Source organism: Stappia sp. WLB 29 (assembly GCF_023507705.1).
GTDB lineage: Bacteria > Pseudomonadota > Alphaproteobacteria > Rhizobiales > Stappiaceae > Stappia.
Map to the genome: position 1 here is coordinate 234,878 of NZ_JALBGD010000005.1, position 20,790 is coordinate 255,667.

The window sequence follows — 20,790 nt, forward strand, 5'->3', positions numbered from 1 at the left end:
AAATGCGGCAGGGAACAAGGCGTGCCGGCCCTACACTTCCGCGAGCCGCCGCGCAAAATCCGCAGCAGCCTTGGCGGCCAAGGCCAGGTTGCCATCCCAGGTGGCGGGCGACGCCCCGCGCGGGGCTAGGTCGTGGTTGCCGTCCTCCAGCCAGACGAGTTCGACATGGGCCGGCAGGCTGACCTCGGCGAGTTCGGCGGCATTGCCGAAGCCGTCGCGATCTCCCTGCGCGATCAGCACGGGCCGGCGCGCGCCTTCCAGCGGCGCCATGCGCCACTCGTCCGGCTTGCCCTGCGGGTGGAACGGATAGCCGAGGCATACGACGCCCGAAACGCGCTTGGGCAACGAGCTGCCGGCCGCCAGCATGGCGGCGATGCGCCCGCCCATCGACTTGCCGCCGATCAGCACCGGCCCCTCGACGCTTTTCAGCACGTCCTGCAGGGCGGTCTGGTATTCGCCGACCAGCAGTTCGGCCTTGGGCGGCGGCCGCTTCGAGCCTCCGGCACGCCGTGCTGCCATATAGGCGAACTCGAAGCGCGCGACCGCAAGGCCGGTTCCAACGGCGTGGCCGGTGAAGCGGTTCATGAAGCCGGAATCCATCGCAGCGCCCGCGCCGTGCGCCAGCAGCAGTGTCGCCACGGTCGGCGTGTCGCCTTCGGGGCGGGTCCAGAATAGCTCGGTCATCCGTGGCCTTTGGTCGCGATCTGTTGACTTGGATTGCGAGCGCCTATCTCACGGGATGGGGTAAGGTGCAAGCACCACTGTGTTGAAGCAGGGATCGGGAGGGAGTGATGAGCGAGGCGACCGTCCGGCTGCTGCTGTTTCTGGGCATCTTCGCCGTGATGGCAGGGATCGAGATGGTGTTGCCGCGCCGCGAACGGCTGTTTTCGCGCGCCCGCCGCTGGACTACCAATTTCGCCATCGTCGCCACCGACACGCTCGTCCTGCGCATCGTCTTCCCGATGGCCGCCGTCGGCGTGGCGCTGTGGGCGGGCGAGCGCGGGCTCGGGCTCTTTCCCGCTCTCGGCCTGCCGCTGTGGCTCGCCGGCCTGCTCGGCTTCATCCTGCTGGATCTCGCGGTCTGGGCCGCGCACTGGGCCTCCCACAAGATCCCGCTGCTGTGGCGCTTCCACCGGATGCACCATGCCGACCGCGATTTCGACTTGACCACTGCGCTGCGGTTTCATCCGCTGGAAATCGTCGCCTCGATGCTGTGGAAGGCGGCGATTGTCGTCGCCTTCGGCATTCCGGCCGTCGCCGTACTGGTCTTCGAGGTGGTGCTGAACGGCGCGGCCATGTTCAACCACGCCAACGTTCGCTTGCCGCTGGCGCTGGACCGCTGGTTGCGGCTGCTCGTTGTCACGCCGGACATGCACCGGGTCCACCATTCGGCGATCCGGACCGAGACGGATTCCAACTACGGCTTCAACCTGTCCGTCTGGGACCGGCTGTTCCGTACCTATGTCGACCAGCCGGCCGACGGACACGAGGCCATGGTGATCGGCCTCGACGAGTACCAGCACGAAGGGCCGACCCGCTATCTGTGGTCGCTCGCCCTGCCGTTCACGCGCCTCTATCCCGAAAGTGGCCGGCGGCCCCGGATGCCCCGGCCCGAACAGGAGCCCGTACCTTCCCGTGAAACGCCGCCCCGCGATGCGGCTCAGTAGAAGCTGACGGGGAAGTAGCGCAGGTACAGCTCGCTGTAGACGCCTTTCAGCTGCAGCCGTTGCAAGGCATGGTTGACCGCGTCCTGTCGCAGCGCGTCCTCCTTGCGGAAGGCGATGGTCATGCCGCGGTCGAAATAGCCCGGCTCGATCCACGGCTCGCCCACGAATGCGCAGCAGTCGCCGGAGGTCTTGCCGTTCAACCAGAAGGACAGCGACAGCCCGTCGCCGAAATGCACCACCGCCTCTTCCGTGCCGAGGGCCGCCCGCGCTTCCGTTGCCCCGTCGAAGGGAACGATCTGCGCATCCGCGAAATAGGCGCGCAGGAAGCGCTCATGCACGGTTCCCGCGACGACGGAGATCTTCTGGCCCGCCAGTCCTTCCGGCGTGGTGTCGATTTCGGTGCCCTGCAGTGCCACGAAACGTGCCGGCAGGCCGATATAGGGATCGGAGAAAAGCAGCGTCTTGACGTTGGCCCCGGTCATCGCCAGTCCGGCGATGACGGCGTCGCCTTCCTCGCGCACCAGGGCCGGAACCAGCGCGTCGAAGGACTTGATGCGCAGCGAGCAGGCCGCGTCCAGTTCTTCGCAGATCGCGCGCGCCAGATCGATGTTGAAGCCGGTTAGCCGGCCGGTCCCGTCGCGGAAAGAGAAGGGCGGGAAATCGTCGCTGGCAAGAAAACGGATCGTCTCCGGCGGCACGGTCGGCCGGTCGCTGCTGCTGCGCGGGTCCCAGAAGTTCGGCACGTTGACGCCGGGCGCTGTCTCCTGCGCTGCGGCCGGGCGGGCGAGAGGGGCAGCCAGAAGCACGAAACATGCAACCGCAATGAAAGCAAGGGTTGCAATTCCTGAAGTCCTGCTATCAAATCGCATCGCTGTCTTGGCCGTTTGTCGGGGGGCGAACCGCAATGAAGACCGGGCCTTACGCCTGTGCCGTGCCGCATCGTCGGCACTCTTGTCGCTGCGCCGTCCGGCGGGGCATGGCGCTCCCCTTTGCCGTCGCTCCCGTTCTCCCTTGCCCGCCTGTCGAGGGGCCCGCACGTTGATGGCGGACGGGCAGTTTCCGGATCCTTCGTTTCCGCAAGCTGCCCGCGCCGACGCGATCCTATCACATCGATCCGCGCCCGCGTCCAGCCATGCGATGCGCGCTCACGCTCGGCGCAACGGCGTGCCGCCGCCCGCCGTTGCGCTTCGGCAGATGGCGGCGGGGGTGAGACCCGCACCGGATTTACCGTCCGGGCTGCCGCCTGAGTTGGCGCTGTTGCGTGGGCGGGGCCTTGCCGATGCGCATCTGGTGGCGCTTGCCCGCCGCGCCGGCCCGCGCGAGGGGGTGCTGGCGCGGCTCCTGATGGAGGAAGGGCTCGTGGCGGCCGACGCCTATTACGCCGCGCTGGCGCAGTCGCTCGGCCTGCCGTTCTTGCCGCAGGGCAGTTTCCGGGCGGATGCGCAACTCGAGCTTCTGCCGCCGCCCGGCTTTCCCGGTCCGCTCTTTTGCGGCCGCACACCGTCTGGCGAGCGGCTCGCCGTGTTCGGGCCGCTGCCGGAAAGCGTAGCCGCGATCCGTGCGCTGCTGGCGCGCGCGCCGTCCTTGCGCACGCGTCTTGCCATCGCCACCCCACTGGCGCTGGAGCTTGCCGGACGCACCGCCGCGCCGGGCCTCAGATTAGCGAGCGAGCGACCTGATGTCAGTGCCCGCGCGGTGCTGACGCGCGGACAGATCGCCGTCGCCGGGCTTGGCGTCGCTGCCTTCTGCCTCGGCCGGCTTCTCACCGTGGAGGCGCTGGTCATCTTCGCCTCCGTGCTGGTGACGCTGCTCGGCATGATGCTCGGCGCGCTGCGGCTCCTCGCCGGTCTCAGCCATACGCCGAGCCCGCGGCCTGCGCATCTAATCCCCGCCCACCTGTTGCCGCGCTATTCCGTGCTGGTGCCGCTTTACCGCGAGGCGCGGGTGGCGCAGAGCCTGGTGCGCCATCTGGACGCCCTCGACTATCCCCGCGACCGGCTCGAGATACTCTTCCTGCTGGAGGAGGACGACGGCGAGACCCGTGCCGCTCTCCTCCCGCATCTGACGCCCTGCATGCGCGTGCTGACCGTGAGCGGGCCGGGGCCGCGCACCAAGCCGCGGGCGCTCGTCCGCGGCCTCGACCAGGCGCGCGGCGAACTCATCGCCGTCTATGACGGGGAGGACCGGCCGGAGCCGGACCAGCTGCTGCTGGCCGCCTCGCGCTTTGCCGAACTGCCGCCCTCCGTCGCGGTGCTGCAGGGGCACCTTGCCATCGACCACCGCAGCCACCGGTTCTTTCCGCGCCAGTTCCTGCTGGAATATGCAGGCCTCTTCGATTGCCAGCTGCCGTGGTTTTCCGCGCGCGGCCTGCCGTTTCCGCTCGGCGGCACGTCCAATCACTTCCGCCGCACAGCGTTGGACGCAGCCGGCTCGTGGGATCCCTACAACGTCACCGAGGACGCCGACCTTGCCCTGCGGCTGGTGCGCGGCGGCTGGTCGATGCAGATGCTCGCCTCCACCACCTTCGAGGAAGCCCCGCTCAGCTGGCGCGCCTGGCACGGGCAGCGCAGCCGCTGGCTCAAGGGCTGGTTGCAGACCCTGCTGGTGACGCTGCGCGATCCCTTCCGTCTGGCCGCGGAGCTGCGCCGCACGCGCCTTGCCGTGCTGCTCGTCTATCTGCTGGCGATGGTGGTGACGCTTGCCGCGCATCCCTTCTTCGTCGGCATCCTGCTGCTGTACGGCTCCGGCGTTGCCGGCCTGCTGCCGCGCTTCGATGTGCTCGGCGGCGTGGTGCTCACCTTGGCAGGCGTCAGCGTGATCCTGTGCTATGCCAGCATGACGCTGCTGGCGATCGCCGGGGCCGCGGCACGCTCGCGCCTGCCGTCGCTGCTCGACCTGGTGCTGATACCGGCCTATTGGCTGGCCCAGAGCCTGGCCTTCTATGCCGCTGTCGTCGATCTGGTGCGCCGGCCGCACCGCTGGCAGAAGACGGAGCACGGCCTTGCGAAGCGTCCGTCCCGAATGCCCGGCGTTCAAAGCGGCGGCAAAACCCACTAGTGTCGTCTTTCGTTTCTCTCGTGATTCCCGGCTGGTGCGCGACGTGTCGTCCTTTTCCTTCGTCCATGCGGCGGACCTGCATCTCGGTAGCCCCCTGACCGGGCTTTCCCTGCGCGATCCCGAGATCGCCCGCCGCTTCGGCGAGGCGACCCGTACGGCGCTCTCCACCCTCGTCTCGCGGACCATCGAGGCGGGGGCAGCCTTCATGGTCATCGCCGGCGACGTCTATGACGGGGAGTGGCGCGACAATTCCGTCGGCCTGTTCTTCGCCCGCGAGATGGCGCGGCTGGAGCGGGCCGGCATTCCGGTCTTCATCCTGCGCGGCAACCACGATGCCGAAAGCGTCGTCACCCGTGCCGTCACCCTGCCGGACAACGTGACGAGCTTCGGCACCCGCCGTCCGGAGACGCATACGCTGGACGATCTGCGTGTCGCCCTGCACGGCCAGAGCTTCCCGGACCGACAGGTCGGCGAGAACCTTGCCGCCGCCTATCCGGCGCCGGTGCCCGGCCATTTCAACATCGGCGTGCTGCACACCTCGCTGACCGGGCGTCCGCCCCATGCCGACTATGCGCCCTGTTCGCTCGCCGATCTGGCGGCGCGCGGTTATGGCTATTGGGCGCTCGGCCATGTCCATGCTTTCGAGGTGGTGAGCGAAGATCCGCCGGTGGTCTTTCCCGGCAACATCCAAGGCCGCTCGATCCGCGAGACGGGCGCAAAGGGCGCCGTGCTGGTCACCGTCACCGATGGCGAGGTGTCCGGCATCGAGCGGATGATCGTCGATGAGGCGCGCTGGGCCCGCGTCGAGATCGCCGCCGGCGGGGCGGAGGATCTGGCCGGCCTCGTCTCTGTGGCGCGCGAGGCGCTGCGCCCGCATGTGGCGGCGGCCGAGGGGCGCCCGCTCGCCCTGCGCCTGCGCCTCTCCGGCGAGAGTCCGCTGCATGGCTGGGCGCTCGCCAACCGCGCGCTGCTCATCGACGAGATGCAGAACGCCTGCCATCAGGCCGATGCCGAGGCCTGGCTGGAAAAGCTGGAGCTCGACCTCGCACCGCCCGCCGATGCCCGTCCGCTGGTCCCGCTCGATGCCTCGCTCGACCTCGCCGCGCTGCTCGCCGAGGCGGCGAACGATGCGGACTTCCGCGAGGAGGCCGCCGGCCAGATCGGGCTCCTGGTCAGCAAGCTTCCCGCCGGCCTCGTCGACCCGGCCGCTCCCTTCGGCGAGGAGCTCGACACGCTGGTCGCCGAGGCGCGGGCGCTGCTCGCCGAACGCATCGCGGAAGGGAGCTGAGGCGGATGCGGATCGAACGGCTGCACCTCTTGCGCTACGGCAGCCTGACCGACCGGGAGCTGCGCTTTCGCCCCGGCGCCGGACTGCATCTCGTTTACGGTCCCAACGAGGCCGGCAAGAGCTCGGCACTGGCCGCCATTTCCGACCTGCTGTTCGGCTTCAGCGAGAAGCGCCGCGCGGCCGATGGCGCCGAGGAGCGGCGCTACGACTTCCTGCATGAGGCACCGAGCCTGCGCGTGTGCGCAACGCTCACGGACACGCGCGGCAACAGCTTGGCGCTGCGCCGTCGCAAGGGCCGCAAGAACACCCTGCTTGCCGACGACGACAGCGAGACGCCGCTCGCCGACGATGCCTTGGTGCCTTTCCTCGGCGGGCTGACGCGCGAGGTCTTCCAACTCGCCTTCGGCCTCGATTCCGCACGCCTGCGCGAAGGCGGGCGCATGCTCCTGTCCGGCGACGGGGAGGGCGGGGAGATCTTCGCCGCCGCCTCCGGTCTGCACGGACTCAATGCCCTGCGCGCCGATCTCGACCGCGAGGCGGACGGCCTGTTCGCGCCGCGTGCTTCCGGTACTCGGAAGATCTACCAGGTGCTGGAGCGCCATGCCGAGGCGCGCCGCGAGGAGCGCGAGCGCCAGCTGCGCGAGGCCGAATGGAAGTCGCTGAACAAGGCGGTCGAGACGGCGAGCGAGACGCTGGCCGAGGCCGAGGCGCGGCTGAGCGAGGCCCATGCCCGCCGCGAGCGCCTTGCCCGCCTCGTCAGCCTCAAGCCGCTGCTCGCTCGCCTCGAAGCGAGCGAGGCGCGCCTCGCCTCCTTCGCCGATCTGGGTCAGGTGCCCCGCGGCCTAGCTCGCCGGCTGGAGGAGGCGCTTGTCGCCGCCGCGGCAACGGTCGAGGCGCAGCGGGATGCGGCCCGCCGCCTGCAGGAGGCCGAAGAGCTAGCACGCGGCATTGCGGTCGACCGGCCGCTCATCGAGGTGGCGGCGGACGTGACCGCGCTGCATGCCGAGATCGGGGCGGTGCGTCAGCGAAGGACCCAGATCCCGCGTGTCGAGCAGGAGGCGCGCGACCTGACGGATGCGATCGGGGCCCAGCTGCGCCGCCTCGGCCTGACGCTGGAGCCGCAGGACAGCGAGGCGATCCGCGTCCGCCAGCCCTCCGATGCGGCCCTTGCCGATCTTGCTGCGCGGCTTGCGGAGGGCGACGGGCTGTCGCGTCGGCGTACGGAACTGCAGGCGGTGCTTGCCAGGGAGAGTGCGGACTTCGAGCGCCTGTCGGACGGAGCGGCAGACGGGCGTGTTGCCGATCCGGCGCCCTTGCGCGCCCGTCTAGCTGCGCTCGCCCCGCAGATCCGCCAGCTGGAAGAGCGCGACCGGCTGAAGCCGGCGCGCGAGCGTCTGGCCAGCCGTCTCGGCGAGGCCGCCGCGCGCCTGTCGCCGCCGGTTCCCGAGCCGGAGCGTCTGGCCACCGCGCCGCTGCCCGGCATCGAGCAGATCGCGGAGTTTCGCGCCCGGTTCGACGAGATCGGCGAGGCACTCCGCCGCCACCGCGAGCAGGATGCTGCGCGCGTCGAGGAGATCGCCGGCCTGAATGCTGCCATTGCCGAGAGCGAGCGCGGTGGCGACATGCCCTCGCGCGCTCGCATCGATGCCGCGCGGCGCGAGCGGGACGAGGCGCTTGCAAAGGTTCCGGATGGCGGCAAGCCTGCTTTGGAGGCGGCGCAGCCGCTGTTGCGCGAGGCCGACCAACTGGCCGACCGTGCCATTGCCGAGGCCGACCGCGTGTCGCGCCATGCAGCCGACGTTGCCCGGCGCGACGCACTGCTTGCCCGTAGGGTCGAGGCCGCGCGGGACGGGGCGGCACTGTCCGCCGATCTTGCCGCCGCCAAGGAGGCATGGGCTGCGCTCTTCGCGTCCCTCGAGTTGGAGCCGGCAAGCCCCACCGCCATGACCGAATGGCGAAAATCGGTCGACCGCTGGCTGGAGCAGCGCGAGGAACTGGCCGATCTCATCTCCACTATCGATGGCTTGGAGGCCGGTGCCGGGCGTGCCTTGCCGGGACTGGCAGCTCTGGCCGGCGAAATGGGTTTGGCCGTGCCTGCACCGGACGATCTTGCCCGCGAGGGCCTCGCCCTGCTCCGTCTGGTCGAGGGCGAACTGGAGCGCCGGACCGAAGGCTTTCAGCAGGGCCGTGCGCTGGCCGCGCGCATCGGCGATGCTGCGGCACGTCTCGACCGGCTGAAGCGGGATACCGCCGAGGTCGATGAGGCGCTGGCGCGTTGGCGGCAGGACTTCGATGCAGCACTTCGCGCGGCGGGCCTCGATGCCGGCGCCTCGCCGCAGGCGGCCGCGGCCGTGCTGGAGGTCTGGCGCGAACTCTCGGCCGCGCTGACCGAGCGCGACAAGCTCGCCCGCCGCGTGCGCGGCATGCAGCGCGACAACGAGGCGTTCTCGGCTGCCGCCCTCGATCTCGTACGCCGTGTCGCCCCGAGCCTTGCCGAGGGCGAGGAAGGCACGGAGCCCGACCGGCTGGTCGAGGCGCTTCATAACCGTCTTGCCGAGGAGCGCGCCGCGCTCACCCGCGCGGAAGGGGCCGGCGAGGCGCTCGCCAAGTCCCGCGCCGAACTGGCCCGGGCCGAGGAGCGGCAGGCGGGCGCAGCAAGGCAGCTTTCCGACCTTTGCGCCGATCTTCCCGAGGCGCTGCGTGCGGGCGACATGACGACGCTCGCCGCCCGCTTGGCGGAGCGAGACGGCGTTGCCGCCACCCTCGACGAGACGCTGACGCTGTTTACTGAGACGGCTGCCGGCGAGCCGCGAGAGGCGGTTGCCGAGGAACTGTCGGGTCTCGAGGAGGGGGCTGCACAGGCCGCGCTGGAGCGGCTTGCCGGCGAGATCGAGGCGCTGACGGCGGCCATGAAGGAGGCGCTCGCCGCCCGCCATGCCGCGGTTGCCGAGCGCGACCGCGCCGAGGCCGGGGAGGGCGCCGACCGCGCCGCCTTCGAACGGCTGGCCGCCGAAGCGGAACTGCAGGAACTCGGCCGCCAATGGCTCGTCACCCGGCTTGCCTCGCTGCTTCTCTCCGGTGCGCTGGAGCAGCACCGCGCACGCCAGGACGACCCGCTGCTGGAGCATGCCGGCCGGCTGTTCGCGGGGCTCACCTCCGGCTCTTTCGACGGGCTGACGCGCCGCTTCGGCGAGGACGAGCGGGCAGAGCTTCTGGCGTGCCGCCCGGACGGGGCGACCGTCGGCCTCGTCGGCTTGAGCGACGGCACCTGCGACCAGCTCTATCTGGCGCTGCGCCTTGCGTTCCTGACCGATTACGCCACCCGCGCGGAGGCGGCGCCCTTCATCGGCGACGACCTGTTCCAGACCTTCGACGATGCGCGCACCGCCGCCGGCCTGCGCACGCTCGCGGGCCTGTCGGACACGTTGCAGCCGATCCTATTCACCCACCATGCCAGCGTGGTCGACATCGCCCGGCGCGAGCTCGGCGAGCGGCTCGACCTGCTGGAGATGTGAAAGGCGCTTGCTGCGTGTTGCCAGCGGCTGTGCGATCCGGCATGGCTTGCCGCATGACTGCATTTTCCCACCTGGAAACCCGCCATGCGCGCTGAGCGCTTCGATACTGTCATTCTCGGGGCCGGCGCCGCCGGTATGATGTGTGCTGCCCATGCGGGTGCGCGGGGCGGGCGCGTGCTCGTCGTCGACCATGCCAAGGCACCCGGCGAGAAGATCCGCATTTCCGGAGGTGGCCGCTGCAACTTCACCAATATCGGCGCGACGGCCCGCAATTTCCTGTCCGAAAACCCGCATTTCGCGAAGTCCGCGCTCGGCCGCTACACCGCCCGCGACTTTCTGGCGCTGGTGGAGCGGCACCGCATCCCCTGGCACGAGAAGACGCTGGGCCAGCTTTTCTGTGACAACTCGGCCGGGGATATCATCGCGATGCTGCGCGCCGAGATGGATGCGGTCGGCGCCGAGTTGAGATTGTCTACGACGCTGGAGGAGCTGGAGCACGGGGACAACGGCTTCCGCCTGACGCTGGGCGGCGAGGGAGAGGCGACGGTCGCCTGCCGCCATCTGGTCGTCGCCTGCGGGGGCAAGTCGATCCCCAAGATGGGCGCAACCGGCCTCGGCTACCGCATCGCCGAGCGCTTCGGCCTCGCCGTCACCGAAACCCGGCCCGCGCTGGTACCGCTGACCTTCGCCGAAGACATGCTGGCGGGCTTCCGCGAGATCGCCGGCGTCGCCGCGCCGGTGCGCGTGTCATTCGGCAAGACCTCGTTCGACGAAGCGATGCTCTTCACCCATCGCGGCCTGTCCGGCCCCGCGATCCTGCAGATCTCGTCCTATTGGCGCGAAGGCCAGCCGGTCCGCATCGCCTTCCTGCCGGGCCGCGACCTTTTGGGCGAACTGCGCGCCTCGCGCCAGGAAAACGGCCGCCGAAGCCTTGCCAATGCGCTGGCCGAGATCCTGCCCAGGCGGCTGGCCGGCTACATGGCGGAGCGCCACGGCTGGTCGGGCCAGATGGGCGAGACCGGCGACCGCAGGCTTGCCGCCATCGCCGCGACGCTGCAGGGCTGGGAGGTGATGCCGCTCGGCACGGAAGGGTACCGCACGGCGGAGGTGACGCTCGGCGGCGTCGACACGGCCGGCCTCACCTCGAAAACCCTGGAGGCCAAGGCCGTACCTGGCCTTTATTTCATCGGCGAGGTCGTCGACGTCACCGGCTGGCTCGGCGGGTATAACTTCCAGTGGGCCTGGTCTTCCGGGTGGGCCGCCGGTACGGCGATTGCCGAAAGGGACGGCTAGCCGCCTGCCGCTTCAGCTTCGCTGCAGCGCGAGATTCGCGCCGAGGCCGATCAGGATCGTGCCGCCGATCCGGCGCGCCAGCTTCTGGGCCCGGCCGGAGCGGGCCAGCCGCGTCCTGAGGCCGGCGGCGAAGATCACGCAGACGAGATCGGCCGAGGAAAACATCAGGTTGACCGCCGTGCCGAGCACCAGGAACTGAGCCCAGACCGGCAGTCCGGCGGACGGATCGACGAACTGCGGCAGGAAGGCGAGGAAGAAGATCGCGGTCTTCGGGTTGAGCACCTCCACCGTGATGCTCTCGAAGAAGGCCTTGCGCGCCGAGGCCGTGGCGGAGCTTGCCGCCTCCGCCGCCAGGGTGCTGCCGGCGCTGCGGATCAGCGTCCAGCCGAGCCAGACGAGATAGAGCGCGCCGGCGATCTTCACCGCCAGATAGAGCGGCGGCACCGCATGAAACAGCACCGACAGCCCGGCCGCCGCCGCCACCACATGGGCATAGCCGCCAAGGTGAATGCCGAGAGCGGCCATCAGCCCCGCCGTCCGGCCGCGGGCCAGCGTCTGGGCGGTGGCGTAGAGCATCGCCGGCCCCGGCATGTAGGCGAAGATCGCGGTCGTCACGAGGAAGGTGAGGAGGATATCGGCGGACGGCATGGTCGCAAACCTTTGCTGTAACTTGGATTTTTGTTCAGGGGGCGCGGGGCTTCAGAGCGGAATGTCCTGCGCCACCCGCCGCGCGGTCTCGCTCGCCTCGCCGGCAAGGCCCTGCGCAACGCCCGCGCGGTCGGCGGCGCTGCGGTTCTGGCTCATCTTCCGCTTGCCTTCCAAACGGGTGATAACCATCCGCATGCCGACGATCCCGCGAAGCTGCGCGGCGACGAAATCGGCCGGCGCGTCGGACACGGCCCAGGCGTTCGCGCGCCCGGCCTCGTGCCGGTCGGTGAGGCGGCCGACCACCTGGCGCAGCCGCTCCGCATCCTCGAAAAACTCAATCTTTCCATAGGCATGGACGGCGGCGTAGTTCCATGTCGGCACGACCTTGCCGTGCTCCGCCTTGCTGGCATACCAGCCGGGGGAGACATAGGCATCCGGCCCGGAAAAGGTCGCCAGCGCCTCGCCGAGGACCGGCGCGCGCCACTGGGGATTGGCGCGGGCAAGATGCCCGTGCAGCACCCCCAACGGGCCCTCGGCGGGGTCGAAGAGCAGCGGCAGCGGCGTCGCCAGCAGGCCGTCGGCGGTGGCGGTGACAAGGGTGGCGAGGGGGCAGGCCCCGATCATCGCGGCGAGCGTTGCGGGATCGTCCTCGCGAAAGGCGGGCGGCGTGTACATCTGGCAAGGATCCGGACGGTCGAAACTGCCTTGAAACTAGCGGCTTTCCGAGCCTCCGCGAAGATCCGCCTGCCGGCGCAATCGGGGTACCGCTTCGCGCAGAACCAGCTCAGGCGAGCAGGGCGGCAAGGCTCTCGTGGGTGCGGCCGGGAGCGATCTGGTGGATCTCGGCGCTGACGACGCCCTTCGCGACGAACGGGTCCGCGGCAACGCGCGCTTCCAGCGCCTGGCGGGGCTCGCCGCGGGCGAGAACGGCACCTCCGACACCCGGCACCAGGCTGCCGGCGAGCAGGAAGACGCCGTCCTCGAAGCCCTGGCGGATCCAGGCGTTGTGCCCGTCCATGTGGCGGGGCGCCTCCGCCCGGTTGGCGGCGAATTTCAGGAACACGACGAACATGGCTTCCTCCTGTAAAACCTGAGACCGATCAGGCGCTTACCGGAACGGTGCGGTCGAGCCAGCGGGTGAGATCGGCGACTTCCCGCTCGACGAAAGCCGCATCGCCCAGGGCATTGGCGAGGGTCGCTATCCCCTGGCTGCGGGCGATCAGATGCAGCGCCAGACGGTCGGCATCCGGCCCAAGGCCGAGCGCTGCGAACTGGCGCGCCAGCCAGTCGCGGAACAGGGCGAAAAGGCGGCCGGCATCGCTGAGCGAGGGGTGGTCGATCTTGGCGAGCTCGGCGGTCAGCGTGCCGACCGGGCAGCCGTGGCGCAGGATCTTCGCCCGGTTGGCGATCAGGATGCGGATGAAGCAGCGGATGCGCGCCGCCGGGCTGTCGCCGGCCTCGCTCTCCCAGGCCACTAGGAGCGCGCGCGTCGCCTCCAGCCGCCGGTCGATCACAGCGCTCAGGATTTCGTCTTTCCTCTTGAAATGATGGTAGAAATTGCCCCGCGAGATGCCGACCGCCGCCGCGATATCGGCAAAGGAGGTGTGCTCGAACCCCTGCTCGTAAAACAGCCGGTCGGCCTCGCCGACGATCTGGTCGCGGGTCGCGCGCGCCATTCTCCCACACCCTTCCTCTGGTGCTGCCCGGACAGGGGATAAGATCTGCCTCGGACGTTTGTCCTAATTCCGATTTAGGACGAGCGTCCCAATTCTGTCAAGCGGGGACAACAGGGATGGCGGGGAGGGCGGAACGGGCGAAGGTGGGATGCGCGGCAAAGCGGCGCGAAACGCCCGAAACGGCGGCGCGGCGGCAGGAATTTACGGCTAACCATCTGAAAACAAGCGTGTTTTGGTCGCTATCGAAAATTGAGAAATTTTGCGACGAATTTTGCAAAATCGCCTCTCGAAAATCCCGAAAATTGAGAAAGCCGTCGCAAACGCACCGAAATCGGCCGGACGCCCGAGATCGGCAGGGGAAGCCGCGGCGTTGGTCAGGAGAGATGACCGGCTGCCCGGCCCGACCGCCCGCCCGCGGGCCGGACCGCCTGCCGGGATGAGAGGGGAGGGGGGGATGTTATCCCCGGAAGGCGGCGGACTGTTATCCCCGGGCCGGATTTTCGTGAGAGAGTATGGGGCTCAGGAACGGTGCGACAACAAGACCGGAACGGGCCCGATAGGCATCTTCAATAATCTTTCTGCAACTGGAGGGGGCGCCATAAAGCGTGGCACTGTGAGGTAATACGCTCTCGTTAGATTTATCGGGGTTCTCCAGCCAGAACTCAAATCAATTAGAAAGGTAACTGCATAACACCGAAAAAACACCAGCCGACTTCCAAGAACTTTGATTTCCAATCACGTATAGCGAAGATTTTGCTCGTGTGATTGCGACATTGACGAGGTTCGGCCTGCTGCCCGCCCAATTGCGTGCGCCGTTTTGAGAAGAAGCCTGTGCGCCAAGGACAAAGAAGACGGTGCCGGCTTCACGGCCCTGAACGGTATGGACCGTGCCGACATGCTCCCAGACCCAGGCGTCAGGTCTATCAACCCATCCGTTTAACACGCCGCTGCGCAGGAGTTCTTGACGCAGATTGTCCTGCACGATGACAAAAGGCGTCACAACATAAAGATCGGCATAAGCGCCACTCATGCGAAGCTTCTGCAGCATGTCAATCAACACCGCTGCTTCATCAGCACACCATTTGTCAGGACCGGGTTTGCCGACAACATCAATCCAACGTGACGGGCCGAGGACCGGATTTGCGTTTGTAGGCTTTTTGGCCTGTACCATGAGATTTGAATAGGCAATCTCGTTCGAGATATCGAACATCGGGCTGTCACAGCGCCGATGTACAAGAAGCGGCGCGCCAACCTCACGATGGCCGCTACCGATCGGGAACTTGGCGCAGTACATACTGGCGGCGTCCGCTACCGTCTGCACGGAAGCTTCAGGTGCGTTGTATTTCAACGGGTCAATACCGAAGAAGGCGCATATCTCCTCCGTGAGACTGTTGGGGAGCGTGACGACAGGTGCGATCTGAAGCGGATCCCCTACAACGACCGAGCGCTTTGTTCGCATCATTGCGCCAACGGCGGCCTGTGGCGCTGCTTGTCCCGCTTCATCGACCAGAAGCCATCCCAATGCTTCCGTCGGCAATCGTGAGAACATCCGGTTGACCGAAGCGAATGTCGTTGAGACCACCGGAACGACCAGGAAGAAAGATGACCAGAGATCAGCGATCAGTGCATCTTTTTGCGGAGTGCCGAGTGAGCGCGTCCCGAAAGTCTCGACAAAGACAGAAAGGTTTTGCCGCAGCGGATCGGCTGCGGCGTCAATGAAGGCACGGTGCAGCTGAATAGCGGCTTCAAATACATCGTCACGCTGACGACTTGCAGCCTTATCAAACCACACACTAGCGGTTTGAATATCTTCATGTGCTCTGGCAAAGAAGTCGACATCGGGTAGAGGGGCATTAATCTCAGTGCGAGCTTGATTCAGGCTTGTTTGGAGGTCGGATTTCTCATTGCGCAGCGTGTTCAGAGATTTCTGCGTCTGCGCAATCAGATCCTTTTTTGCCGCCAGTTCGACACCAAGATCATCGGCAGATTTCTTGCGGATCTGAAACTGCTGCTGGTCGTAATAGGCCTTCTTTGAAAGTCCTTGCTGTTCGCCGGACCAAACTCGGTAACGGGCTGTTCGGAATAGCCGAGCAAAGAAGCCAGGGCGCATTTCAAAATGTAAGACCTGCGCCTGACGCGAAACTCTAAGCTGAGTTTCTGCTTCCTGTTGCTCGTGCTGGGCAGTTACGAGGTCGTTTTCAACGGCCAGTGCTTCTACCTCAAGTGGAGGTAGCTTCGACGCAAGATAGTCAATTTCTGCAGCAACTTGGACGAGGCGAACGAGTTGCACATGAAGCTTCTGCAGGTTGCTTTGCGTTCGGTTGAAAGCAACAAATTTTGCCTTGAAGTTAGTGCGGGCTTTATCCCACCGCGCCTGTGCTTCACGGCTGTTTGACGGCGGGTGCTCACGGTCAATGATTTGACGATTTCTCTTTATCGGAGGACGACCACCGCCTTGGGGCTCGGATACGACCTGCGGTACACCGCTGGCATGATTGAGATAGGTGGATAGACCATTCTCTTCATCGCGCCAAAAGCCTTGCGAGAACAGGTAGCGGTTTGAGGAATTGCCGAGCACGGCGGCAATCACCCCCCAAGTGTCACGTTTAAGCACGTTGTCCGAAACGCTCTTGAAATATCGAAGCTCTGGCGCGTCAGTCGCGATTGCGTCCAGCGCAGGAAGTTCGGCGCTGACATTCTCGACAGCTTTGTTGTTCGATGAGGTAACGACCATCTCAAAACCTTTGAGACGCTCGTCCAGCTTGTGAAGCGTGATCTTTGCGCCGCTACGCTGAAGGCTTTGATTGGTTGGTGTGAACCCCTGCGATGGGCGACTATATTCGCTCATCACCGCCGCGCGCTCGACAATACGCGCTGCTACAGCATCACGCAGTAGGGTTGTCTTGCCGGTGCCAGGCGGACCGTTGACGGCTAGGATACCGGTTTTTAGACGCGCTGCATTTGTCGCGTTAACTGCCGCCTGCTGCAACAATGCCAGTGGAAAACGCCCATTACCGGGCCATTTGCCGGCCGGCGTTAAAGCGGGCTGCAACAAGTCACGTAAACCCGTATCGTCTTCCAGCAGGTTGGTGCGTTGCGATGGTTTCTTAATGCCAAGATAATGCTGAAGCGCTCCAGGCAGATTTCCCGTTTGTGCCATTACCCGAGCTGCAGCCAAATCCTCCAAGAAGAACGAATTCAGCAAACCTGGCTCTGGAGGTGTTTTGCTGGCAAAAAACTCATAACGCCGCAGAGCGAAATATGGTGCTTTCACCGCGTGACCGCGAAGGGCCAACGCGCTGACCAGATGATCGAACAGTTCGGTTATGTGCTTCTTTGTAAGTGGCACAACATCATTGTTCCGATCATAATTGATCAGAATCTTCCGGAAGGCTGCCATCAAGAGTTTTTCCTGTGCAGGCCAGTCCGCAAGTTTTTTAAGATCTCCCTGCAATGCGATAGGCACGCCCCAGGCAAAGCTCGAAATCGCAGCACAGGTTTCCTCTTCGAGTGGCCGTCCATCTTTGTCCAGCAAAACACTGGCAATCGGACTGTGTCCCCGCATGCTGGGTTTATCCGGGCGCTTGTCGGCATAAACTTTCAGGAGCGCCTCAACGGCAGGAGCGAGTTCAACTGAGCCAAGGATCAGTTCGTAGTAGAGGCGTTTTTTTGGGAGAGACTTTTCCCCCAGTTCCCATGGCAGAGGCGCTTCGTCGAAACGAGCAATCTTTTTTCGATCACCAGCGACAAGGTCAGTTTCACGCCTGTACCCTTGAGGGGACAACACTTCCAGCGCCGTCCACGCGCGCAAAATATCTTGCGCATCATTTGTGATCGGCGGCTTAGTCACCGGTTTGACAACCGTCTTGATTGTTTCAGACGGTTTGACGGTTTCGGGAGGCTTGGGAGGTTCGCCAAATGGCAGCACGGGTTCGTGCGGCTTAGTCTTATTTTCAGGCTGAGGCGCTAATTTTTGAGCGGCGGGTTTTAACGGCTGGCCAGAATTCGCAGCCTCGACTTCTTTTTTGAGCGCTAGCGCTCTCTGCGTGCTGCGGAACCCAAGCTCATGAACTATGCGGTTGAGCGTTTCACCATCGCTGCGGTTGTCCTCAAAAGCCTTTTCCAGCTCTCTAATCGACTTGTTGAAATACGGTCTGCTCGTCATGAAATTATCGGCCAGTCTATATAGAGACGGTATTCACCTTATAGTGCCGCGTTTTGAAACGGGGTTCAGGCGACGCGAGTTTCAGCAGACATTGAAGCCTGTTTTGAGCCGATTGTCAGCCTGTCTCCTTTCGGCTTCTACAGTGGTTCGGCAGTCGGTCGACGAGGACCTAATGTGGTGCTCGTTCGTTCGTGTCGCGGACATAACAGGGGCCACGAGAGGCAGGCGCGAGGGCCAGCGCGCACAAATGACCGACCGACCACGTTAGGGCTGCAGCACACTATCCCCTCGCGTAAACTCCGTGAGAAAATACCGCGCTCGTCAGCGCGCACACCATCCCAACGCGCTACTAGCGCGGGCGGGCGATCTGCAAAAAATATCGGAGGGGGGGAGGGCGTGGAGCGGGTGAAGGGAATCGAACCCTCGTCTGGAGCTTGGGAAGCTCTCGCTCTACCATTGAGCTACACCCGCGACGCTGCCCCTATATCGGCGCGGGGCGGGCGGGCTGTCAAGCGCCTCGCGGGCGGCTGTCGACGGCTCTCCCGCGAAATTGCTTTCTCCTTGATTTTGCGGTGCCGATGACCACTTCTCGTGCCGACCGGCGGCCCGCCGGTGCGCGCGCCGCACAAGACGTCCTGGAGAGTGAAGACATGCGTGAACGGCTCAAGGCCCTGGTCCAGTCTCGCCGCTGGGAAGCGGTGATCATCGCGCTCATCGTCGTCAATGCGGTGACGCTCGGCCTGGAGACGAGCCCGAGCGTGATGGCCGCCTTCGGCCCGGCGCTGATCGCCTTCGACGCGCTGATCCTGGCGATCTTCACCGTCGAGATCGCCTTGCGGATCGTGGCGCACGGGCCGGCCTTCTTCCGCGACCCGTGGAACCTCTTCGACTTCGCGGTGGTGGGCGTCGCATTGATGCCGTCGAGCGGGGCGTTCTCGGTGCTGCGCGCGCTGCGCATCCTGCGCGTGCTTCGGCTGATCTCGGTGGTGCCCTCGCTGCGCCGGGTGGTCGGCGGCCTCGTCGCCGCGCTGCCCGGAATGGGCTCCATCGTGCTGCTGCTCGGCCTCGTCTTCTACGTCTTCGCGGTGATGACGACGAAGCTCTACGGCGCGTCCTTCCCCGAATGGTTCGGCACCATCGCCGCCTCGCTCTACACGCTGTTCCAGATCATGACGCTGGAAAGCTGGTCGATGGGCATCGTCCGGCCGGTGATGGAGGTCTATCCGCTCTCCTGGCTGCTGTTCGTGCCCTTCATCCTGTGCACCGCCTTCACCGTGCTGAACCTGTTCATCGGTGTCATCGTCTCGGCCATGCAGCAGGAGCACGAGAGCACGGCCGAGGCCGACCGCCAGGCGATCCACGACGAGACCGGGCTGGTGCTGGCCGAGGTGCGGGCGCTGCGCGAGGAAGTGCGCGAGCTGCGCGGGCGCCTCGCCGAGCGCTGAGCGGGGGGGTTACGGCGCCGTCAGCTCGTAGACGGCGATTTCCGCCGCCCGGCCCTTGGCTCGCGCGCTGCCGAGCGGGCGGAAGGCGAAGGCTTCGTCGCCGGCCGCCGCCCGCACCGCCTCGCTGGTCAGGACGGTGGTGCCGAACTCCTTGTTCATGCCCTCCAGCCGCGAGGCGACGTTGATCGTGTCGCCGATGGCGGTGTACTGGCGCCGGGTCGAGGCGCCGACGCTGCCGACGACGGCAATGCCGGTATGCAGGCCGAAACGGGTGGCAAGCTCCGGCCGCCCGGCGGCGCGGTTGCCGGCGTTGAGGGCATCCACCGCCGCGACCAGCGCCAGCGTGCAGCGGCAGGCATCCGCCACATGGTCCGGGTTGCTCTCCGGCGCGTTCCACATGGCGCAGACGGCGTCCCCCAGATACTGGACGATGACGCCGTCATGCGCCTCGACGATGCGGTTGAGCAGCTCGAAATAGTCGGAGAGCAGGGCGACCACCTCCTCCGGCGCGTGCTGCTCCGACAGGGTGGTGAAGTCGCGGATGTCGGTGAACAGGACGGTGACGTCGCGCCGCTCGGCCGAGGCCGGGTCCTGGCGCCCGGCGGCGACGACCTTGCGCACCAGTTCGCGCGGGACATAGAGCGCGAAGCTGGCGATGGCGGTGCGGGCGGTGGCGAGCGCGCCGGCCAGCGTGTTGATCTCCGCGACCAGCGAGGAGACGAGGGGGCGGGTCTCGAGGTCGAGATCGCCGATGCGCGCGGCATCGTCCGCAAGCTGCGTCAGCGAGCGGCTGACCAGGCGCGCGACGAGCAGCGCCGACAGCACGCCCATGACGATGAGGCTGACGGAGACGATGAGGGCGCGGGCGAGCAGCAGCCGGCTTTCGGCGGTGAAGTCCGACAGCGGCGCGGCAACGGCGACCACGGTGCCGGCGAGCTCCGCCGCCCCGCGCACCGGCTCCAGCGCCAGCAGGTAGGTCTCGCCGCCGGCCTCGATCCGGTGGAGGCCCGACACGGTGTCCGGCCCGAGCCGCGGCAGCAGCAGGGGAAGCAGCGGATCGTCGAGGCTGACGGCCGTGTGGCGCGAGCGCGACGAGAGCTGCGGCAGGAGCGCGGCCATCATCGCCGGGTCGGAATGGACGATCAGCCGGCCGGCCTCGTCGAACACGTAGCCGCTCGCCCGCGGCGACACCGCCTCGCGCGACAGCAGGTCGCTGAGGGTCTGCAGCAGCAGGTCGGCGCCGACCACCGCGCCCGGCTCGTCGGGGGCCTCGACGGCGATGGTGAGGCCGAGCTCTCCCGTCGTCGCCATGGTGTAGGGGCCGACGGTGACGGGACGCCCGCTCGCGGCGACCGCCTCCCGGTACCAGGGGCGGCGGCGCGGGTCGAAGCGGGTGACGCCCTGTTCGCGGCGGGAAATCTCGCGCCCGTCGGCGGAAAGGAAGCGCCAGGCGGAGCGGCGGGTGCCGTCGTCGGCGGGCTGGATGGTGCGCACCGCGTGGTCGGTGCCCTCCGGCGCACCGAGCGCTGCGTGCCAGGCCGCGGTGTCGCCGACGCCATGCAGGAAGCTGCCGTCGGCACGGGCGGCATAGAGCCCGTCGATATGCGGCGAGGTGTCGAGAACCCGGTCGAGGAACAGCGCCTTGCCGGCCATGTCGCCGGTGGGATCCTCCAGCAGCGTGTCGGCGGCGGCGGCCAGCATCACGGCGGTGAGCCCGTCGTTGAACACAGCCTCGTACTGGGCGGCGACGCGCCGGCCGAGCAGGCTCATGCGCTCGCTGGCCGCCGAAGTGGCCAGGCGGGTGCCCTGGTCGTGGGCGAGCCAGGTGAGCGGCAGCGAGATGCCGAGCAGCAGGGCGACGATCACGGTGCTGAGATGGACGCGCAGCGGCCGCGCCCAGCCGCGCCGCCGCATATCGCGCGCCGACAGCTCCGGCGCTGCCCTGTCCCCATCCCGTTCCCGGTTCAGGGACCCCTGATCTCCCGTCACGTCGCGTCGGCCTCCCCGCCCGCTTGCCGTCCGTCCGGAATCACCGG

The 20,790-nt window shown here is 66.8% G+C and carries 14 protein-coding genes and 1 tRNA gene; 6 read left to right on the top strand and 9 right to left on the bottom strand.

All coding sequences use genetic code 11. From position 1 onward, the window contains the following. Positions 1-30: 30 nt before the first annotated feature. Positions 31-684, bottom strand: coding sequence for an alpha/beta family hydrolase (locus MNI96_RS12185; protein ID WP_249693468.1), 654 nt, complete (start codon positions 682-684; stop codon positions 31-33). A gap of 107 nt (positions 685-791) precedes the next feature. Between MNI96_RS12185 and MNI96_RS12190 the strand changes: the two genes are divergently transcribed. Further along, the gene (locus tag MNI96_RS12190) at positions 792-1,667 is read left to right on the top strand and encodes a sterol desaturase family protein (RefSeq protein ID WP_249693469.1); all 876 of its coding nucleotides are present in this window, start codon (positions 792-794) and stop codon (positions 1,665-1,667) included. Here MNI96_RS12190 and MNI96_RS12195 read toward each other — a convergent pair. Next, entirely contained in the window at positions 1,661-2,473 is an 813-nt protein-coding gene (locus tag MNI96_RS12195; protein WP_249693470.1) for a transporter substrate-binding domain-containing protein, read from the bottom strand. The genes MNI96_RS12190 and MNI96_RS12195 overlap by 7 nt on opposite strands. A 442-nt stretch (positions 2,474-2,915) precedes the next feature. Here MNI96_RS12195 and MNI96_RS12200 point away from each other — a divergent pair, with 442 nt between their 5' ends. The 4 genes from MNI96_RS12200 (at position 2,916) to MNI96_RS12215 (ending at position 10,820) form a co-directional block, all read left to right on the top strand. Next, positions 2,916-4,724 (top strand): glycosyltransferase family 2 protein, encoded by a 1,809-nt coding sequence (locus tag MNI96_RS12200; protein ID WP_249693471.1) that lies wholly within the window; start codon positions 2,916-2,918, stop codon positions 4,722-4,724. Between the two features lie 43 nt (positions 4,725-4,767). Further along, positions 4,768-6,012: a metallophosphoesterase family protein gene (locus tag MNI96_RS12205; RefSeq protein WP_249693472.1), complete on the top strand. Its 1,245-nt coding sequence runs from the start codon at positions 4,768-4,770 to the stop codon at positions 6,010-6,012. 5 nt (positions 6,013-6,017) lie between these two features. Beyond that, positions 6,018-9,527: an ATP-binding protein gene (locus MNI96_RS12210; protein ID WP_249693473.1), complete on the top strand. Its 3,510-nt coding sequence runs from the start codon at positions 6,018-6,020 to the stop codon at positions 9,525-9,527. A gap of 84 nt (positions 9,528-9,611) precedes the next feature. After that, positions 9,612-10,820 carry a BaiN/RdsA family NAD(P)/FAD-dependent oxidoreductase gene (locus MNI96_RS12215; RefSeq protein WP_249693474.1) on the top strand — a complete coding sequence of 403 codons (1,209 nt, stop codon included), beginning with the start codon at positions 9,612-9,614 and terminating at the stop codon, positions 10,818-10,820. A 12-nt stretch (positions 10,821-10,832) separates the two neighbouring features. Here MNI96_RS12215 and MNI96_RS12220 read toward each other — a convergent pair whose 3' ends face one another. The 6 genes from MNI96_RS12220 to MNI96_RS12245 form a co-directional block, all read right to left on the bottom strand. Then, on the bottom strand, positions 10,833-11,468 hold the full coding sequence (locus MNI96_RS12220; protein WP_249693476.1) for a LysE family translocator: 636 nt from the start codon (positions 11,466-11,468) through the stop codon (positions 10,833-10,835). A 51-nt stretch (positions 11,469-11,519) separates the two neighbouring features. Further along, a complete protein-coding gene (locus MNI96_RS12225) occupies positions 11,520-12,143 on the bottom strand; it encodes an FMN-binding negative transcriptional regulator (RefSeq protein ID WP_249693478.1) in 624 nt (207 codons plus the stop codon). A 109-nt stretch (positions 12,144-12,252) separates the two neighbouring features. Further along, positions 12,253-12,540 carry a YciI family protein gene (locus MNI96_RS12230; RefSeq protein WP_249693479.1) on the bottom strand — a complete coding sequence of 96 codons (288 nt, stop codon included), beginning with the start codon at positions 12,538-12,540 and terminating at the stop codon, positions 12,253-12,255. A gap of 28 nt (positions 12,541-12,568) precedes the next feature. Continuing rightward, positions 12,569-13,144, bottom strand: a complete 576-nt coding sequence (locus tag MNI96_RS12235) for a TetR/AcrR family transcriptional regulator (RefSeq protein ID WP_249693482.1) — start codon at positions 13,142-13,144, stop codon at positions 12,569-12,571. A gap of 667 nt (positions 13,145-13,811) precedes the next feature. Next, positions 13,812-17,309, bottom strand: coding sequence for an AAA domain-containing protein (locus MNI96_RS12240; protein WP_249693484.1), 3,498 nt, complete (start codon positions 17,307-17,309; stop codon positions 13,812-13,814). 397 nt (positions 17,310-17,706) lie between these two features. Next, a tRNA-Gly gene (locus MNI96_RS12245) sits at positions 17,707-17,780 on the bottom strand. 179 nt (positions 17,781-17,959) lie between these two features. On the opposite strand from MNI96_RS12245, the gene MNI96_RS12250 reads away from it, so the two are divergent. Next, positions 17,960-18,754: an ion transporter gene (locus MNI96_RS12250; protein WP_249693485.1), complete on the top strand. Its 795-nt coding sequence runs from the start codon at positions 17,960-17,962 to the stop codon at positions 18,752-18,754. 9 nt (positions 18,755-18,763) lie between these two features. Here the strand turns inward: MNI96_RS12250 and MNI96_RS12255 are convergent, their stop codons facing one another. Then, a complete protein-coding gene (locus tag MNI96_RS12255) occupies positions 18,764-20,743 on the bottom strand; it encodes an adenylate/guanylate cyclase domain-containing protein (RefSeq protein WP_249693486.1) in 1,980 nt (659 codons plus the stop codon). Positions 20,744-20,790 lie beyond the last annotated feature (47 nt).

Coding starts and splice junctions, on each gene's coding strand:
- MNI96_RS12215 (WP_249693474.1), top strand. CDS start 9,612: ATGCGCGCTGAGCGCTTCGATACTGTCATTCTCGGGGCCGGCGCCGCC.
- MNI96_RS12250 (WP_249693485.1), top strand. CDS start 17,960: ATGCGTGAACGGCTCAAGGCCCTGGTCCAGTCTCGCCGCTGGGAAGCG.
- MNI96_RS12235 (WP_249693482.1), bottom strand. CDS start 13,144: ATGGCGCGCGCGACCCGCGACCAGATCGTCGGCGAGGCCGACCGGCTG.
- MNI96_RS12230 (WP_249693479.1), bottom strand. CDS start 12,540: ATGTTCGTCGTGTTCCTGAAATTCGCCGCCAACCGGGCGGAGGCGCCC.
- MNI96_RS12185 (WP_249693468.1), bottom strand. CDS start 684: ATGACCGAGCTATTCTGGACCCGCCCCGAAGGCGACACGCCGACCGTG.
- MNI96_RS12190 (WP_249693469.1), top strand. CDS start 792: ATGAGCGAGGCGACCGTCCGGCTGCTGCTGTTTCTGGGCATCTTCGCC.
- MNI96_RS12210 (WP_249693473.1), top strand. CDS start 6,018: ATGCGGATCGAACGGCTGCACCTCTTGCGCTACGGCAGCCTGACCGAC.
- MNI96_RS12240 (WP_249693484.1), bottom strand. CDS start 17,309: ATGACGAGCAGACCGTATTTCAACAAGTCGATTAGAGAGCTGGAAAAG.
- MNI96_RS12220 (WP_249693476.1), bottom strand. CDS start 11,468: ATGCCGTCCGCCGATATCCTCCTCACCTTCCTCGTGACGACCGCGATC.
- MNI96_RS12225 (WP_249693478.1), bottom strand. CDS start 12,143: ATGTACACGCCGCCCGCCTTTCGCGAGGACGATCCCGCAACGCTCGCC.